The sequence below is a fragment of the Leucobacter fengyongliangi genome (assembly GCF_050971685.1).
Lineage (GTDB): Bacteria > Actinomycetota > Actinomycetes > Actinomycetales > Microbacteriaceae > Leucobacter.
The window spans coordinates 1-15,718 of sequence record NZ_JBPCEU010000019.1 but is presented as its reverse complement, the minus strand read 5'-3'; the positions used below and the strand labels follow the sequence as shown (position 1 = coordinate 15,718).

At 66.4% G+C, this 15,718-nt stretch carries 18 protein-coding genes; 7 read left to right on the top strand and 11 right to left on the bottom strand.

Going from position 1 to position 15,718, the window contains the following annotated elements; all coding sequences use genetic code 11:
- Positions 1-22 precede the first annotated feature (22 nt).
- The 4 genes from ACR0R4_RS12455 to ACR0R4_RS12440 all read right to left on the bottom strand — a co-directional run bounded on the left by ACR0R4_RS12455 (position 23) and on the right by ACR0R4_RS12440 (position 2,671).
- On the bottom strand, positions 23-637 hold the full coding sequence (locus tag ACR0R4_RS12455; RefSeq protein WP_017883891.1) for a vitamin K epoxide reductase family protein: 615 nt from the start codon (positions 635-637) through the stop codon (positions 23-25).
- A gap of 101 nt (positions 638-738) precedes the next feature.
- The gene (locus ACR0R4_RS12450) at positions 739-1,119 is read right to left on the bottom strand and encodes a cupredoxin domain-containing protein (RefSeq protein ID WP_017883892.1); all 381 of its coding nucleotides are present in this window, start codon (positions 1,117-1,119) and stop codon (positions 739-741) included.
- 82 nt (positions 1,120-1,201) lie between these two features.
- Positions 1,202-2,260: a CPBP family intramembrane glutamic endopeptidase gene (locus ACR0R4_RS12445; protein ID WP_433647755.1), complete on the bottom strand. Its 1,059-nt coding sequence runs from the start codon at positions 2,258-2,260 to the stop codon at positions 1,202-1,204.
- Between the two features lie 21 nt (positions 2,261-2,281).
- Positions 2,282-2,671 (bottom strand): hypothetical protein, encoded by a 390-nt coding sequence (locus ACR0R4_RS12440; protein ID WP_433647754.1) that lies wholly within the window; start codon positions 2,669-2,671, stop codon positions 2,282-2,284.
- Positions 2,672-2,818: 147 nt separating this feature from the next.
- On the opposite strand from ACR0R4_RS12440, the gene ACR0R4_RS12435 reads away from it, so the two are divergent.
- Positions 2,819-3,427, top strand: coding sequence for a DUF5134 domain-containing protein (locus tag ACR0R4_RS12435; RefSeq protein WP_017883894.1), 609 nt, complete (start codon positions 2,819-2,821; stop codon positions 3,425-3,427).
- Between the two features lie 8 nt (positions 3,428-3,435).
- Here ACR0R4_RS12435 and ACR0R4_RS12430 read toward each other — a convergent pair whose 3' ends face one another.
- From ACR0R4_RS12430 to ACR0R4_RS12405, 6 genes are all read right to left on the bottom strand, one after another.
- Positions 3,436-4,251 carry a CPBP family intramembrane glutamic endopeptidase gene (locus tag ACR0R4_RS12430; protein ID WP_433647753.1) on the bottom strand — a complete coding sequence of 272 codons (816 nt, stop codon included), beginning with the start codon at positions 4,249-4,251 and terminating at the stop codon, positions 3,436-3,438.
- 15 nt (positions 4,252-4,266) lie between these two features.
- Positions 4,267-6,507: a heavy metal translocating P-type ATPase gene (locus ACR0R4_RS12425; RefSeq protein ID WP_433647752.1), complete on the bottom strand. Its 2,241-nt coding sequence runs from the start codon at positions 6,505-6,507 to the stop codon at positions 4,267-4,269.
- Positions 6,504-8,564, bottom strand: coding sequence for a cytochrome c oxidase assembly protein (locus ACR0R4_RS12420; protein WP_433647751.1), 2,061 nt, complete (start codon positions 8,562-8,564; stop codon positions 6,504-6,506). The genes ACR0R4_RS12425 and ACR0R4_RS12420 overlap by 4 nt, the downstream gene beginning before the upstream one ends.
- The gene (locus ACR0R4_RS12415) at positions 8,561-8,794 is read right to left on the bottom strand and encodes a heavy-metal-associated domain-containing protein (protein ID WP_433647750.1); all 234 of its coding nucleotides are present in this window, start codon (positions 8,792-8,794) and stop codon (positions 8,561-8,563) included. The genes ACR0R4_RS12420 and ACR0R4_RS12415 overlap by 4 nt, the downstream gene beginning before the upstream one ends.
- Positions 8,795-8,881: 87 nt before the next feature.
- Positions 8,882-9,697, bottom strand: coding sequence for a M56 family metallopeptidase (locus ACR0R4_RS12410; RefSeq protein ID WP_433647749.1), 816 nt, complete (start codon positions 9,695-9,697; stop codon positions 8,882-8,884).
- Between the two features lie 6 nt (positions 9,698-9,703).
- Entirely contained in the window at positions 9,704-10,081 is a 378-nt protein-coding gene (locus ACR0R4_RS12405) for a BlaI/MecI/CopY family transcriptional regulator (RefSeq protein ID WP_433647748.1), read from the bottom strand.
- 87 nt (positions 10,082-10,168) lie between these two features.
- On the opposite strand from ACR0R4_RS12405, the gene ACR0R4_RS12400 reads away from it, so the two are divergent.
- Entirely contained in the window at positions 10,169-10,402 is a 234-nt protein-coding gene (locus ACR0R4_RS12400; RefSeq protein ID WP_017883901.1) for a hypothetical protein, read from the top strand.
- A gap of 13 nt (positions 10,403-10,415) precedes the next feature.
- Here ACR0R4_RS12400 and ACR0R4_RS12395 read toward each other — a convergent pair whose 3' ends face one another.
- Complete coding sequence (locus tag ACR0R4_RS12395; RefSeq protein WP_433647747.1) at positions 10,416-10,796, bottom strand: ArsR/SmtB family transcription factor; 381 nt, start codon at positions 10,794-10,796, stop codon at positions 10,416-10,418.
- Between the two features lie 143 nt (positions 10,797-10,939).
- Between ACR0R4_RS12395 and ACR0R4_RS12390 the strand changes: the two genes are divergently transcribed.
- The 5 genes from ACR0R4_RS12390 to ACR0R4_RS12370 all read left to right on the top strand — a co-directional run bounded on the left by ACR0R4_RS12390 (position 10,940) and on the right by ACR0R4_RS12370 (position 15,677).
- Complete coding sequence (locus tag ACR0R4_RS12390) at positions 10,940-11,881, top strand: cation diffusion facilitator family transporter (RefSeq protein ID WP_433647746.1); 942 nt, start codon at positions 10,940-10,942, stop codon at positions 11,879-11,881.
- Between the two features lie 28 nt (positions 11,882-11,909).
- Positions 11,910-13,067 carry a heparan-alpha-glucosaminide N-acetyltransferase domain-containing protein gene (locus tag ACR0R4_RS12385; RefSeq protein WP_433647745.1) on the top strand — a complete coding sequence of 386 codons (1,158 nt, stop codon included), beginning with the start codon at positions 11,910-11,912 and terminating at the stop codon, positions 13,065-13,067.
- Positions 13,068-13,089: 22 nt separating this feature from the next.
- A complete protein-coding gene (locus ACR0R4_RS12380; protein WP_433647744.1) occupies positions 13,090-13,446 on the top strand; it encodes a hypothetical protein in 357 nt (118 codons plus the stop codon).
- A 78-nt stretch (positions 13,447-13,524) separates the two neighbouring features.
- Positions 13,525-14,217, top strand: a complete 693-nt coding sequence (locus tag ACR0R4_RS12375; RefSeq protein ID WP_433647742.1) for a hypothetical protein — start codon at positions 13,525-13,527, stop codon at positions 14,215-14,217.
- 203 nt (positions 14,218-14,420) lie between these two features.
- Complete coding sequence (locus ACR0R4_RS12370) at positions 14,421-15,677, top strand: integrase catalytic domain-containing protein (protein ID WP_433645266.1); 1,257 nt, start codon at positions 14,421-14,423, stop codon at positions 15,675-15,677.
- Positions 15,678-15,718: the final 41 nt, after the last annotated feature.

The following is a 15,718-nucleotide window of genomic DNA, read 5'->3' as shown; positions in this document are numbered from 1 at the left end:
GGCCGAGATGCGCGATGGCAGGTCAGAGTCGGAACTCCAAGAGCCAGTCGACGGCGAGCTGCGCGACGGTGGCGACAATGACGAAGTGGAGGAGGATCGCGACCCATGCCCAGGACGCGAATCCTTTGAGCGCGCGCATGGCGGAGTCGCCCGGGAGGAGGAGGCCGTCGGCGCCGGCTTTCGCGACGGTGACCCACCAGAGCGGGATCATGGCCGTCCAGACGACCATGCACCAGGGGCAGAGGGTGCCGAGAGAGTAGAAGCTCTGGTACTGCAGCCAGGTGATGAAGACGATGCCTCCGAGGAGGCCGAGGCAGTAGAGCCGCCAGAACCATTGGGCGAAGTGTGCTCCGGCGAGGATCGCGGCCCCGACGAGGATCGGCGCGGTGAAGGCGGTGACGCCGATGATGGTGTTGGAGAACCCGAAGAGGGAACCCTGCCAGGAGTCCATGTTCGGCCCGCAGGTGACGAGCTTCGAGATGTTGCAGTTGGGCGCGTGGGTGGGTTCCTGCAGGGTCTTGATGTACTCGGTGAGCAGTTCGAAGGAGGCGAACCAGCCGACGATGCCGGCCACGATCGAGAACCAGGCGAAGCCGATGCGTCGTCGGCGTAGCGGTGTCTCAGCGCTCGTGGTCATGGTTCGAATCTACACAAGGGGAGGCTGAACGGATGACGGCTGCTCGATACGAATGCAGCGGCCGGGCAGAGGCGCTCTGCATGCGGGATCCTGGGCACGGGTCAGTCGGCCGTCACGTTGACGACGCCTTTCATCTCCGCGTGAATGGAACAGTCGTATTCGTAGCTGCCGGCCTGGTCGAAGACATGGGTGAAGCTGCCCTGTCGCATGAGATCGCTCACGAAGCTCGCATCCTGGGCGACGACATCGTGCTCGTTCTGTCCCTCGAACACCCAGCGCACCGCTTCGCCCTCGGCAACCTCGACCTCGGCTATGTCGTAGGCGTTGTCGTAGGCCCGTACCGTGACGGCGGGGGCGGCGTCCTCGGCAGAGGGGGTGACCTCGGGCTTCGTGGCGGCACAGGCGGCGAGTCCTCCGAGCAGGCCGACTGTTAGGACGGCTCCGAGGGCGTGCACGAGGATGCGGCGAGTGTCGGCGTCCATGGTGTCTCTCTTACTCTCGATTTCTGGGTTAGTGTGGGCGTGCGACGCGGGACTGCTCTCCCGGTGTCGACTCGGCGGCGCTCTACCGGGTTCCCCGCTCCTTCGGCGCGGAGGTGTGCTGGATGAGGTCGATGCGCTGCCGGCCGTACCCGCCCCGTGTGAAGACGCGCAGCGTGAGCCAGGCGAAGAGCGCAAGACCGGCGATCTGGCCGATCAGTCCGGCGGCGCTGCCGTCGCCTGTGGTCTGCGCGGTTTCCCCGGTGAGGCCCGACGCCATGATGCCGAAAACGACGTAGTTGTTGACGACGTGGATCGCGATCGCTGCCTCGAGGCCGCCGGTGCGCCAGGTGAGCCAGGCGGATACTGCGCCAAGCAACCCGACGGCGAGGAGTCCCCAGATGTCGTAGATGTGGAGGGACGCGAAGCCGATCGAGGGGATCAGGATCGCGAACCAGGGGTTTCTGAGCCAGGCTCCCAGCACCTGCATGAAGAGTCCCCGGAAGACGATCTCTTCGGCAGTGGATTGCAGCGGCACCAGGAGCAGCACGAGCAGCATCGATAGCAGCGCGGCGCGTGCATCGAAGGCAGTCTCGTTCGCAGCCGCTGCAGGGTCGGTGGCGGGCTCGAGGAGCACGCCTGCGGCGATACCGACGAGGTTCATCACGGCGATCGCGAGCACGGAGATGACGAACAGTCGCCCGAGCAGCCCCCAGCGCATGCGGGCCGCGACTGACCAGATCCGGCCGATGGGCCGCATGCCGAGGACGAGCATCGCGAGCAGCACCGCCGGGAGCATGATGATGATCGACACCATGCTCACGAGTACCGAGACGGGCCGTTGGGTGTCGAGCGCCGCGGCAGTGCCGGCGGCGACCTGCGCCGGATAGTCGGGATCCGTGAGCAGGAGCACTGGGATGACGGCCACGGTGACTACCACGGTGAGGATGCCGAAGAAGGCCCCTGACAGCAGGAGCAGGGCGAGCGGTTTCCACCATCGGTAGGCGGAGGTGCCGCGCAGCAGGCTGTGGTAGTCGAGCGGTTCGGTCTCCATGATGCGCAGCTGCGGCGGCGTGCCCCGTGCCCAGCCCCAGGACGGCGACACTGCAGACGGCGCGTGGGGCTCGGACTCGGGGCTGGACATGCGGGGAACTGCGGTTGCGGCTCAGGCGGGGGCGTTCGTCGGCTGCTGCGCGCGGTAGCGGCGGGCGCGGACGAAGGAGGCGATGCCGACGGCGAGGAATACGAGGAGCACGACGAAGGTGACGGTGCTCGCGATCACGGCGTTCGGTCGCTCGGCGGTGCCGGCGAAGAGTTCCCCGATCTTCATCACGTTCATCGCGGTGCCGGCGACGCCGAGGAGGGCGATCGCGAGGGCGGCGTGGATCGCGTGGCGGCGGGCTTTCGGCGCGCGTGAGATGACGGCTGCGACGAGGATGAGCACGCCGAGTGCGGAGGGGATGAGTGCGGTCATGCTGCTCGCGTCGGACGCGAAGTAGGCGACGACGCCGGTGGCGGTGAGGATGCCGCCGACGGCGAAGGTGAGTCCGGTCATGGTCAGTATTCCTTTCGCAGACGCCGCAGGGGTTCTGGGCCGCGCCGGGCGCCCGGGATGTCTCCTCCCCTCCCCCGGGTTCGGGGAACCTCGAGGGATGCGGGCCTTGGCCCGTACTCTACATGATGTAGATGTAAGCTCGTGGGTATGCTGGCTTCCCCGTGGAATCTGATTCTCACCGTCGTCTTCGCGTTCACCGGGGTGTACTGCCTCGTGCGCCTCATCGCGCACCGGCCCCCTCCCGGCGCGCGGCGCGGCCCGGTGCTCGAGTCGATGGCGATCCACCTCATGCACCTGGTGATGAGCGCCGGGATGATCGCGATGTGCTGGATGATGTCGATTCCGGCGGCGTCGAACTGGGCGCAGATCGTGGTCTTCACCGTACTTGCGCTCGCCCTAGTGCCGGGGCTCTGGAAGGCGCCGTTGCCGGCCCGCCGCGTCGATCTCGCCGGGCATATCTGGCTCGCTGGCGCGATGGTGTGGATGATCGCGGCGATGCCGCTGCTCATGGCGGACATGGGCGGCGGGGAGCACGGTGGCGGCCACGGAGAGGCCGCTGATGAGGCGATGATGTTGGCGATGACCACCCCGGTGTGGGTGGACGTCGTCAACGTGGTGTTTGTGGCTGGAAGCGCAGCGATCGCACTGTGGTGGGCCTTCCGCGCGGCGACGGTTCGCGGGGATCGGTTGCACGCGCTCTGCCACTGCCTGATGGCGGCGGGGATGACGGCGATGCTGCTGCTCATGAACGGGTAGTCGGCCTGCTATGGCGCGACTTGGAAGAGAGTGGGCCAGAGCAGCAGCGCGAGCGGGTAGCCGACGAAGCTGACGATGTTGAGCAGCCAGTGCGCGACGATGAGCGGCAACGACCTCCCCCAGCGGTGGTAGACCCAGCCGAAGAGGAGCCCCATGACCACGTTGCCGATGAATGCGCCGATGCCCTGGTAGAGGTGGTAGCTGCCGCGCAGCAGTGCGCTTGAGACGATGGTGGAGATCGGGCCGACCCCGAGGCGTCGCATACGGTCGAAGAAGTAGGCGGCGACGATGAGTTCCTCGCCGAGAGCTGCACGCAGGGCGGAGAGGATCAGCACGGGCACCGTCCACCAGTAGGCGTCGAGGGCGGTCGGTACGACGTTCGCGTTGATCCCGATGATGCGCGAGAAGAGGTAGAACGCGAGCCCCGGGATCCCGATCGCAGCCGCGAGCACGACACCCCAGCCGGTGTCTGCCAGCCACCACCGGCCGCCCCTGCCGGGGAGCCGTCCGAGGCCGAGGTTTCCCAGGTGCGGGGCCGCTGTGCGCCAGAGCAGGTACGCCACGAGCGCGACAGGTGCGAGTTCCCCCACGAAGCCGAGCAGCTGGTAGGCGAGGTCGAAGAAAGGCTGCTCGGCGAGCGGCCGGTTGATGGTGGCCGTCTGGGAGGCGAGCGCGGTCTCCTGGCTGAGGCGGTGCAGGATCGTGATGATCGACTGCACGCCCGCATAGCCGAAGGACAGGCTGAGTACGATCGCGAGCTCCCAGCGCAGTCGACGCTTCGAGATCGGGGCAACGTCGAAGTGCGCATACTGGGGCGGTCGCATCTGGATACCCCCGGGCTAGGCCCTACGGCGGTAGTTTTGCAGCCGGAGACTGTTGAACACGACGAGCACCGAAGAGAGCGCCATCGCACCGGCGGCGATGAGGGGATTCAGGAAACCGGCGGCGGCGATCGGGATCGCGGCGAGGTTGTATCCGAACGCCCAGCCGAGGTTCACACGAATGGTGTGCAGGGTACGCCGCGACAGTTCGATCGCCTCGGGGATCACGGCGAGGTCTTCCCGAACGAGGATGATGTCGGCCGATTTGAGGGCGATGTCGGTGCCGGAGACCACGGCGAGGCCGAGATCGGCGGCAGCGAGGGCGACGGCGTCGTTGATGCCGTCGCCGACCATGGCTACCCGCGCCCCTGCAGCTTGCAGCTCGCGGATCGCATCGGCTTTCTCGGCCGGCAGCACTTCTGCGGAGACGCGATCGATACCGAGGGTGCTGGCGATATCCTCTGCGACGGCTCGGGAGTCGCCGGTGAGCAGCACCGTGGTGAGGCCCTGCTGCTGCAGCGCTTGGATTGCGGCACGGGCGTTCGGCTTGATGGTGTCGGCAAGGCCGAAGCGTCCGATCAGGCCTCCCGCCTGTGCGACGAACACGGCCGTTTCTGTGGGGTCGGCTTCGGCGAGGTAGACGCGGGCGGCACCGGTTGAGACGCCTTGCTCGTCCAGGTAAGCGAGGCTACCGATGTGGACGGTGTCGCCGGCGACGGCGCCGGAGGCGCCCCGGCCGGGCACGGCGATGAAGTCTCTGACGGGGTCGAGGTCGGTGATCTGCTGCTTCGCGGCCGCGACGATGGCACGGGCGATGAGGTGCTCCGATCCCTGCTCCACGGAGGCGGCGACGCGTAGCAGCTCGTGCTCGGCGACGCCGGGAACGGTGGCGATGCTGCGCACGGTCATCTCGCCGGTGGTGAGGGTACCGGTCTTGTCGAGCACCACGGTGGTGATCGTGCCGCTCGCCTCGAGCGCGTCCTGCCCCTTCACGAGGATGCCGAGGCTGGCGCCCCGGCCGATGCCGACCATGAGCGCGGTCGGAGTGGCGAGCCCGAGGGCGCATGGGCAGGCAATGATGAGGGTGGAGATCCCGATCCCGAAGGCCTCTTCAAAGGAGCGGCCGGCGAGCATCCACCCAGTGGTGACGAGGATGGCGAGAACGATCACTCCGGGTACGAAGTAGCGGGTGACGCGGTCGACGAGGGTCTGCACGCGGGCTTTGCGGGCCTGGGCTTGTTCGGCGAGGGCGGCCATCTGCGCGAGCTGAGTGTGTGCGCCCACGGAGCTCGTGCGCACTTCGAGGCGGCCGTTGGTGCTGATCGTGCCGCCGATCACCGCATCGCCGCTCGAGGCAGTGACGGGGAGCGGTTCGCCGGTGAGCATGCTGGCGTCGATGTCGGCGCTACCGACGATGATGGTGCCGTCGGCGGGGAGAGTTTCGCCGGGGAGCACGACGAACACGTCGTCGACGCGGAGTTCCGTGGCGGGCCTGATCTCCTCGGTGCCGTCTCGCTGGATGCGGACGTGCGTGGCGGCAAGCTCGCTGAGGGCGCCGAGTACATCGCCGGCCTTGCGGCGGGAACGGGTTTCGAAGTAGCGGCCGGCGAGCTGGAAGGTGGTCATACCCGCGGCGACGTCCAGATAGATGGCGTTTGCCCCCTCGGGAGTAGCGCCGATGCCAAGCCAGTACCCCGCCCCACTTCCCTCGATGCCGAACAGCAGCGTCACAACCGACCAGCCGAAGGAGGCGGCGATGCCGAGGGAGACGAGAGTGTCCATGCTGACGTCGCCGTGGCGGAGGTTCCTGAGTGTGGCCTTGTGGAACGGCCAGGCCGCCCAGGTGACGATCGGCACGGCGAGGGCGACGCAGAGCCATTCCCAGCCGGGGAAGCGCCAGTCGGGGACGAGGGCGAGCACGATCGTGAGATCCATGAGCGGAACGGTGAGCACGGCGGCGAGGATGAGCCGTCGCCGCAGGGAGGTGATGCGCACCTCGGTGGCGCGCTTCGACCAGGCGTCGTCGGCGTCATCATGGATGCGCGCGCCGTAGCCGGCTTTCTCGACGCGCTCAAGTGCTTCGCTCGCGCGAGCGGCGCCGAGGCCAGAGACGATGGCGCGCTCGGTCGCATAATTCACGCTCGCAGTGACGCCCTCGATCTTGTTCAGGGCGCGTTCGACGCGTCCCGCGCAGGCGGCGCAGGTCATGCCTGAGACATCGAGCTGCAACGGCTCGACGACATCGTGGGCGAGGGTCACGGCGTGGCCTCCTCTTCACTTGGGGGTGCGGGCCGTCCCGGGCCTGCGGCTTGCCGCCGATTTGCGAGAGTTTCGAGCATCTTGTTGTAGTCGTCGAACTCCTCGTCGCGGCCAGAGTCCAGGTGCCGATCCTTGCGGCGGGCTTCTTTGGCGTCCTGCCGGGACCATTGGATGCCGAGCGCGATGATGACGAGCAGCAGCGGCAGCTCGCCGCCGGCCCAGGCGACGCCGCCGCCGAGGTACTGAGAGGCTTGGAGGTCTGTCCAGGGCAGCCCGAAGTAGAGGTAGAAGTTCTCCGCGATCCACTCACCATCAGCCATCATCAGGATCACGCCGAAGAACGCGTGGAACGGCATCGCGGCGAGCACGAAGCCGAGCTTGCCGATGTGCGGCAGAGGGCGCGGCGGTCGGTCGACCCCGATGACGAGCCCGTAGAAGAGATATCCGGCGATGATGAAGTGGACGTTCATGAGCTGGTGCGCCCAGTGGAACCGCATGCCCTCTTCGAAGATCCCGGTGAAGTACAGCCCGTAGTAGGAGCCAACGAAGAGCACGAACACGAACAGCGGGTTGTAGACGAGGCGGAGCACCTTCCAGTGCAGCGCCCAGGTGATCCAGTTGTGCAGTCCCGCTGGGCGGGTGGGCTCGGATCGGGTTGCCCGCAGTAGCAGGGTGATGATGCCGCCCATCACCAGGAGGATCGGGGCGAGCATGTTCAGGCTCATGTGCACGATCATGTGTGTGCCGAAGTCGGGGGCCGAGTACTTACCGAAGCCGGAGCTTGTGGCGAAGACGATGACGCACCAGCCGCCGATCCATGAGATTGTGCGGCCGATCGGCCATCGGTCGCCGCGCGTGTGCAGCACGCGTACCGCCCAGAGGTAGGCGGCGACGGCGGCGATCGCGAGCACGATGAAGAGGAGATTGGGCCGCCAGTGCGTGAACCAGACCAGCAGCGACGGCGCCTCGGCAACCTCGAAGCCGAGGAACACCTGGGAGATGCTGGTGGGCTGGAAGTAGTGGGGCGGCGGGACCCTCGTCATGGCTGCGGTGATCCCAACCCATCCGGCGATCGCCAGGGTCGCGATGGCGGGCGGCAGCAGTGCTGGCTTGACCGGGTTCGCGCGCTGGACGGCACGCCAGCCGAGCATGGCGGCGATGAGGAGTGCCAGGCATGTCCAGCGGGCGAGGATCTGCCACCCCGTCTCCGACTCGAAGAGGCTCGATCCGGCGAGCTTGAACCAAGTCAGGACGACGTCGGTGGCAATGATCAGCGGTATCCCGATGAGCACGAAGGTGGTGAGGCGGGTAACGATGACCGGGTCGAGGGTGCGGCCGCTCCCGGCTCGGATGGCGGCGATGAGGATGACGCCGAAAACCGCTCCGGTGGCGAGGGTCTGGTAGGTGCCGGCATCGCTGCCGAGGTCATGATTCGGGCCGACGAGGATCTGCCCGACGACCACAGGGGCGAGGATGCCGAAGCAGGTCATCCAGAGCGGGATGAGGAGCCCTGTCCACCGGGTAACGAACTGGCAGACGAGCGAGGTAATGACGGCGGCGACCAGCGACACCGTCCAGGCTCGCGGGAAGGCGCTCGTCTCGTAGAGGAAGGCGAATGCGCCCGGCTCCGTGAGACGCGCGAGGGGCATGCCGCTGCTGTCGAGCGATTCGAAGACCACCATGCCGGCCGACACCATCGCCCAGGCGACCGAGGCGATACGCAGCAGGGTGAGTTCGAGGCATGGCTCGATCCGTTTGGCCTGTTTGCCGCGAGCGTCACGGAAGAACAGGAGGTACAGCAGGGCGCCGAGGGTGAGCATGGCGGCGAGATCGCCGAGTCCCTGCCCGAGCGCGGTCGGCACGGCAACGTCGAAGCCAGGGAAGGTGAGGTAGATCTGTTCATAGGCGGCCGGCCCGATGCGGAGCGTGGCGACGATCGGGGGAACAATGATCGCAAGGAGACCGAATGCCGCGATCGCCAGAGCGACGGCAGTGCGCCGTGGCGAACGCTCCCGTGAGGCCTGAGCGGGCGTGGTCGTGGCCGCGCTGCTGCTCATCGTGCCCGCTCGCGGATGGCGGTGAGTTCAAAGCCGGCCTCGCTGACGATGCCTGTGAGGAACTCGGTACTGAGGGGGTGGGCGACGTTGAGGATCACCCTCCCGGAGGCCACGTCGACGTCGACGTTCTCGACTCCCCTGAGCGCGCTGAGCGCCGTGGTCAACGTCTGGGCGCAGTGGCCGCAGGTCATGCCGCTGATGGTGAGCTCCTGCTCCCTAGTAACGTCCATCGCCCATTGTCCTCTCCGCGGATTCCTCGCACAAGACTACAAGATGTAGATGTATGAAGCTTTGCGCGAGCGGGCTGAGCGACAAGGTCAGCGCAGCTGGGGAGCGGCGCGCAAGCCCTGCGGGAGTCGACGATGCTGAGCGGCAGGCCAGCGCTTCCGGGTGAGGCGCTCGGCTCGGAGGGTCATGCCGACATCGTGCGTCGCGGCTGCGAGGACGATGAGTGCATTCGCGAGGTGTGCGGCCCCGACTTGACGGGCGGCGGCATCGTCGGCAGCGAGCTCAATCTGCAGGCGGGTGGCGCGTTCGAGCGCTCGGCTGGCCCGCGTACCCGGCAGCAGCAGCGCGTTGAGCTGGGCAATGCGGATGGCGAGTCCGTGCTGGTGGCGCAGATGAGCGAACTCGTGGGCAAGCACGGCCTGCAACTGCGGCGGGGTGAGGAGCTGCTCCATGGCTGAGGAGACGAAGATCTCGGGACGCCTACCGGGGACAGCATAGGCTTCGGGCTTCTCCGAGTGGAAGCGGACGAGGGTAAAGCCGATGTGCTCGTCTCTCGCATAGGCGACAGCGTGGGAGTGGGAGGCCGGGCGCAGGGACTGCAGCGAGCCGGCGAAGGTGAAGACAAAGACGAGGAAGACGCCGGAGATCCCGGCGGCGACCCAGATCACCGCTGATACGGTCACACTGGTGGTATGCGGGATGGCGTGCCGCAGCGACTCGACCGCGACGATGCCGAGGGCGATGCCGGCGAGGGCGGTCGCGATGCCCACCCCAAACGCCCCGAACCAGACCGTCAGCGCGGCTCTCGGGTGGAAGAGGTGCCAGCGTCCTGCGGTGAGCACGCGCGGGCAGAGCACGGCGAGCGCGAGAGCCGTGCCCAGGAGAACTAGGGCAAGGAGCAGCACGGTCGGTTATCCTTCGGGCTTCGCCTCACCGAAGGCGTCCATGAGCGCGGCGACGTCGTCTTCGGCGAGATTCCCGGCGAAGGCGAGCAGGGCGGCCCGCCGGTCGGCAGCCTGCTCGAGCGCGGAGGTCATCGTCTCGCTCGCCTCCTTCTCACTTGAGCGCAGCGGGCGGAAACTGATCTTCCGGGGCGAGTCGCCGACCCGTTCGACACGGCCTTTCCCCTCCAAGCGGGTAAGTGCCGTCATGAGCGTCGTGTAGGCCGGCACGGGTTCGCTGAACATGGTCTGCAGTTCGCGCGCGCTCACGGCGCGCTCCTGTTCGTGGAGTCGTTGCATGACCTCGTCTTCGAGCCCGCCCCATTCGCGTTTGCGCACCCCGGCCATGTCGTACCCTCCTCGTCGATGATTTTTACTCTACATCTCGTCGAGTTATTGCATTGTTCTCACAGCATGCAACAGTAGCCTCTGCGCATGGAGAACTGGTGGGCGAACGCGCTCTGGTCGCTCACCCCGTCGGTGATCATCGGCGCCTTCTTCTGGTTCGTGATCCGCGCGATCTCTCGGGCCGATCGCACGGAGCGCCGGGTCTATAAGCAGATCGAGGCCGAGGAGCGCGCGAAAGCTGGTCTCCCGCCGAAACAGCAGCCTCCCGCGCAGTCGCCGGCGGCTGCCGAGCCCGCGCCTGTCGAAGAGACGCCGGAGTGAGCACGCTGGCCGGTCAGTCAGCGGTGATGCCCTCATGATGCATGGGGCACAAGCGGACGGCGTCCCCGGTGAGAGCTAGCATCTTCTCGGCTGCTGCGAGGATCGCAACGACGGCGTCGGGATGCGCGAGCGAGTACATCGAGGCCCGCCCCTCGGCTCGCGAGACGACCATGCCGGTGTCTTTCAAGCAGGCGAGATGCTTGGAGACGGTGCTCTGGGAGAGCCCGAGGTGCCCCACCAGGTCGACCACGCGGTGCTCCCCGAGCTGCAGATGCTGCAGGATCACCAGCCGGGAAGGATCGCCGAGGCTATGGAAGAGGGCTGCCGCAGAGGTCAGCGCCTCGGCTTCGGCAATCGTCGGCAGCTCATGAGAACGTTCGGCTTGCATCGTCATATCACGATGTTATCTCCGAATCGGCAATCACTCTAGGTCGGAGGCAGCCGCGACTTATTGGCGAAAGATAACATCGCCAAACGACGATGTTATCTATATAGTGAAGTGTATTGACCAGTACCGAATGAGAACGGAGATCTCGAATGGGCGCAGGACATGATCACGGACCGGGCGTGGCCGAGGCGGGACAACCCGGCGACTATCGCCGCAAGCTCTGGATCGCCTTCGGCATCACCGCAACGATCGTCGTCGCGCAGGCCGTGGGTTCCGTCGTCACCGGAAGCCTCGCACTGCTCACCGACACCGCGCATGCCATCACCGACGCCTCGGGGCTACTGGTCGCACTGATCGCGGCGACACTGATGCTGCGGCCGGCGACGTCGACGCGCACCTGGGGATTCCGCCGGATCGAGGTGATCGCCGCGCTCGGGCAGGCGACGCTACTGCTCGTGGTCGGCTTCTACACCGCCATCGAAGGCATCCGGCGCCTATTCGAACCGCCGGAGGTGCCCGCGACCGAGCTGCTGGTCTTCGGTATCGTCGGCCTCGCCGCGAACATCACCGCCATCCTCATTCTCTCCTCGAGCCGAGGCGCAAACTTCAATATGCGCGCCGCATTCCTCGAGGTACTCAACGACGCGCTCGGCTCCCTGGGCGTGATCGTCGCCGCCATCGTGATCGCCACCACGGGCTTCCAGCGCGCCGACGCACTCGCCGGCCTCTTCATCGCCGCGCTCATCGTGCCCCGCGCCTTCAAGCTGATGCGCGAGACGACGAGCGTACTCATGGAGTTCACCCCCAAGGGCCTCAATCTCGACGAGGTGCGTGCGCACATCCTCGAGCTCGAGCACGTCAAGGATGTGCACGACCTGCACGCTTCGACGGTCGCGACCGGTCTGCCGACAATCACCGCGCATGTCGTCGTCGAGGACGAATGCTTCACCGACGGGCATGCGGCCGAAATGCTCCATGCGGTTAAGGCGTGCGTAGCGGAGCACTTCGAGGTGTCTGTCAACCACTCGACCTTCCAGATCGAGACAGCGCACATCAGCGACGACGAGCCGGTGGGCGTCAAGCACCCATGAGCCAGCGGCGCGGGATCGACGGCGGAGCATGACGAGCACGGTCGCGGCTCCACTGCGCCGCCGCGTCACGCGGAACTGGCACCGATTGAACAACCCCTCCCGGATCGCGGGGGTCGACCTCGCTCGCGGGCTCGCGGTGCTGGGCATGCTGGCGGCGCATCTGCTCTGGCTCGGCTCGCTATCGTGGACGGAACCGTCGACGTGGGGGGCGATCGTGAACGGTCGCTCCTCGATCCTCTTCGCCACGCTCGCCGGCGTCTCGCTCGGCCTCTCCACAGGCGGCCCGACGCCCCCGAGCGGTGCCAAGCTCGGCCGGGCGAGGCTCAAGGTGGTAATCCGGGCGCTGGTGATCTGGCTTCTCGGCGTGCTGCTCATCAGCCTCGACGTGCCGGCGGCGATCATCTTGCCGACTTATGCCGTCATCTTCGTCCTGGCACTCCCCCTGCTCGCGCAGCGCGCCTCGCGGCTGTTCCTCGCCGCCGCGATCGTCGTGCTCGTGGCATCGCCCGTGGTGGTATGGGCGAATGCCTCGCCGTGGTGGGAGAGCTACGAAGGCTGGCTCACCGGGCACTACATCGGATGGAACTATCCGTTTCCGCTGTGGGTCGCGTTCACCCTCGCGGGCCTCGGTCTGGCGCGCGCGGGGATGTGGTCGCAGCGGGTGCAGTGGGCGGCACTCGGCCTCGGCACGTTGCTGGCGGTAGCCGGATACAGTCTCTCCCCCGGCGCGGAGTCGTCGGAGGAGTCGGCTGATCGACCGTTCCTTGCTGCCTGGTGGACGGCGGATCCGCACTCGAGCGGCGTGCTCGAGGCGATCGGGAGCGGCGGCTTCGCGATCGCGGTGATCGGCGTGTGCCTGCTGCTGTGCTCTGCCGGACGGCTGCCGTGGCTCACCTTCCCGCTCCGGGCGGTGGGGTCGATGCCATTGACGGCCTATGTGCTGCAGATCGTAGGCTGGGCCATCGCCTCGACGATCCTGCTCGGCTCCGCGCATGAGCATGCGTTCCGCGATCTCGACCCGTTTCTCCCGATGACGCTCACCACGATAGCGCTCTCCGTGGTGTGGAGTCTGCTGGTCGGGCAAGGGCCGCTGGAAGCTCTGATCGGTCGACTCTCGTCGCTCGGCGGGCCGGCCGGCTCCTCCGGGGGCAATGCGCAGCATCGCCAATATGCCCTTGAGCCGTGACTGTCGACCCCGCTCTCGCCCCATGATCGTCTGGTTCGGCATTGCCCAGATCGTCGTCGCCCTGCTCGCGGCGCTCGTCTGCATCCTTGAGTATTTCCGCAAGCGCGGGCCCAACGACTACACCCTCGGCGCGACCCTGCTTGTCGGGGTGCTGCTCATCGCGCAGGTAGTCGTCGGCATCGCGCAGCCTGTCACAGGCAATCCCGCCGTAGGGGATCCGCTCGAGTTCTGGATGTATCTCATCGTCGCGCTACTCATCCCGTTCGGTGCGGCGTTCTGGGCGCTCGTCGACCGTCGCCGCACGGCGAACCTCGTGCTGGTCGTCGTGAACTTCGCCGTCGCCGTCATGCTCTACCGCATGATGGTGATCTGGGGATGAGTGAGTTCGACGCTGACCGGCACGCCGCGCCGCGGTGACATCGCCCGCCGCCCGGCTGAGGTTTGAGAGAATGGCGGAATGGCAGCTTCGCACACGGATGAGACTCGGCGTCGGCTGCTCTCCGAGTCCTACCGTCGTCTCCGACCGGATGCGCATGTGGCGTTCGTCGATGAGAGCTACGTCGTCCCCGAGGTCGCACACGGTGCACGCACGTTCTACATCGCGACCGCGTATGTGTCGCCGGTTCGACTCCATCAGCCGGTGCGTGACGATCTCGGGTCGATCATCGGCGGAAGCTACTGGCATACGAGCGAGGCACACGCGGCGGGCGATGCGGAGACGATCCACGAGCTCTGCCGCTACCTCGCCGCAGCCGAGGAGGACGAAGCGTTCCTGTTGGCGGTGCAGTCGCCGATCGAAGATGCTCCTGGCGGCGATGAACTCGCTCGCGAGGCATGCTTGACGGCACTGCTGGGGAACCTGCACGAGGGGCAGCTGACGCCTCGGCCGTCGCTCGTCGTGGCCGAGGAGCGACGCCACCAAGGACAGCGGGCCCGTGATCTGCGGACGATCAAGACGATGCGACAGGCGCAGGTGATCGGCCAGATGCAGGTGACCTTCACCTCACCGTCAGTGGAGCCGCTGCTGTGGGTGCCCGACATCGTGGCGTTCGCGCAGAGCCACCTTGAGCGTGGGAGCGACGCGGGCTATGCCGTGCCGCTGGCGCCGCTGCTGCGGGTCGTGCCCGTGGAAAAAAGCAACCCCCGGTAGCCGAAGCAAGAGACCGGGGGCCGCCGGAGCTATCGAGCGCTGGGCTGGAATGCTCCGGTTTGCACTCACTAGTGTAGCCGCATCGTCCAGTGTAGGCAAGACCCCGACGTGCCTCACCTAATATGCCCGCGAAACACTTCCGGTGCATCACGTAAAAATGCCCGCGAAACGGAATCATCAGTTTCATGGGAAGTGGGCTATCAATGCGTGCCAGACACGAGATCACACGAAAGTTCGCGAAGCAGTATGCCGCAGCGGCCAAGAAGGAGAAGAGCCGTCTCCTTGACGAGGTATGCGCGATCACGGGCTGGTCCAGAGACAACGCGCGCAGACAGTTACAAGCTGCGCTGAAACCGCGTCGGGTAGGGGCCCGGCAACGTAAGCCGCGCCCGCTGAAGTACTCACATGACGCGTTGAAAGTGCTGCAGAAAGTGTGGGCGTTCGCGGGCGGGATCAGCGGGAAATACTTGGCCGCGTCAATGGAACTCCAACTCATGCTGCTGGAAGCGCACGGCGAACTGGTCCCAGGCCGGGGCAGGTACAGTCACCACGTCGCGGACGAGTTGCTGGCAATGTCACCGGCCACGATCGACCGCTACCTCGCCCCAGCCCGCGCGAGGGACCCACTCCGCGGGATCGCCACCACCACGCCAGGCCCGCTGCTGCGGAACTCGATCACGATCAGGAAAGCCGGTGACGAGATCGAGGCCGTACCCGGGTTCTTCGAGGGCGACACCGTCGCACACTGCGGGCCCGTCTTGAAGGGTGAGTTCTGTCGCAGTGTTGATCTCACCGACATGCACACCGGTTGGACGTACACGCGCTCGATCCGGAACAACGCACACCTGCACATTCGTGACGCCCTCGACCGATTCATCAGCGAAGTGCCGTTCGAGGTGACCGGGGTGGATTTTGATAACGGGTCCGAGTTCATCAACTACGACGTCATCGGTTGGGCTGCAGAACTTGACATCTACTTCACGAGGTCCCGGCCGTACAAGAAGAATGATCAGGCCACGATCGAGTCGAAAAACAATCAGATCGTGCGCCGGTACGCGTTCTACTGGAGGTACGACACCGCGCCTCTGCTGAAGCTATTGAACGAGTTATGGCCGCTGGTGAACGATCGCCATAATTTCCTCACCCCCACGAAGAAACCCATCGGTTGGGCGACCGATCAAAGGGGGCGCCGTAAACGTGTCTACGATGAGCTCGCGACACCATTCGACCGGCTCCAGCGTTCCGGTGTGCTCAGCGCCGAGAAGACCGCCGAGTTGACCGGGTACCGTGACAGCTTGAACCCGGCCCACATCGCTCGCGAGATCGACCGAATCCAGCAGCGCCTCACCTACCTCGCGGCCGAGAAGACTCGCACGCTCGAAGCGATCGAACTCGCGAAAGCACCAAACGCGGCAGCCGGGGTCAAGCCGGCCCGCGCGAGCAGGAAACAGGCAAGCTAAGCTCGAGAATTACGCGGGCATTCTTATGTGAGTCACCGGTG

What these genes read in the sequence shown, in the direction of transcription:
- ACR0R4_RS12420 (WP_433647751.1), bottom strand. Translation starts at nt 8,564, where the DNA reads ATGAGCAGCAGCGCGGCCACGACCACGCCCGCTCAGGCCTCACGGGAG.
- ACR0R4_RS12385 (WP_433647745.1), top strand. Translation starts at nt 11,910, where the DNA reads ATGACGAGCACGGTCGCGGCTCCACTGCGCCGCCGCGTCACGCGGAAC.
- ACR0R4_RS12430 (WP_433647753.1), bottom strand. Translation starts at nt 4,251, where the DNA reads ATGCGACCGCCCCAGTATGCGCACTTCGACGTTGCCCCGATCTCGAAG.
- ACR0R4_RS12455 (WP_017883891.1), bottom strand. Translation starts at nt 637, where the DNA reads ATGACCACGAGCGCTGAGACACCGCTACGCCGACGACGCATCGGCTTC.
- ACR0R4_RS12380 (WP_433647744.1), top strand. Translation starts at nt 13,090, where the DNA reads ATGATCGTCTGGTTCGGCATTGCCCAGATCGTCGTCGCCCTGCTCGCG.
- ACR0R4_RS12400 (WP_017883901.1), top strand. Translation starts at nt 10,169, where the DNA reads ATGGAGAACTGGTGGGCGAACGCGCTCTGGTCGCTCACCCCGTCGGTG.
- ACR0R4_RS12415 (WP_433647750.1), bottom strand. Translation starts at nt 8,794, where the DNA reads ATGGACGTTACTAGGGAGCAGGAGCTCACCATCAGCGGCATGACCTGC.
- ACR0R4_RS12435 (WP_017883894.1), top strand. Translation starts at nt 2,819, where the DNA reads ATGCTGGCTTCCCCGTGGAATCTGATTCTCACCGTCGTCTTCGCGTTC.
- ACR0R4_RS12445 (WP_433647755.1), bottom strand. Translation starts at nt 2,260, where the DNA reads ATGTCCAGCCCCGAGTCCGAGCCCCACGCGCCGTCTGCAGTGTCGCCG.
- ACR0R4_RS12405 (WP_433647748.1), bottom strand. Translation starts at nt 10,081, where the DNA reads ATGGCCGGGGTGCGCAAACGCGAATGGGGCGGGCTCGAAGACGAGGTC.
- ACR0R4_RS12395 (WP_433647747.1), bottom strand. Translation starts at nt 10,796, where the DNA reads ATGACGATGCAAGCCGAACGTTCTCATGAGCTGCCGACGATTGCCGAA.
- ACR0R4_RS12390 (WP_433647746.1), top strand. Translation starts at nt 10,940, where the DNA reads ATGGGCGCAGGACATGATCACGGACCGGGCGTGGCCGAGGCGGGACAA.
- ACR0R4_RS12375 (WP_433647742.1), top strand. Translation starts at nt 13,525, where the DNA reads ATGGCAGCTTCGCACACGGATGAGACTCGGCGTCGGCTGCTCTCCGAG.
- ACR0R4_RS12450 (WP_017883892.1), bottom strand. Translation starts at nt 1,119, where the DNA reads ATGGACGCCGACACTCGCCGCATCCTCGTGCACGCCCTCGGAGCCGTC.
- ACR0R4_RS12370 (WP_433645266.1), top strand. Translation starts at nt 14,421, where the DNA reads ATGCGTGCCAGACACGAGATCACACGAAAGTTCGCGAAGCAGTATGCC.
- ACR0R4_RS12440 (WP_433647754.1), bottom strand. Translation starts at nt 2,671, where the DNA reads ATGACCGGACTCACCTTCGCCGTCGGCGGCATCCTCACCGCCACCGGC.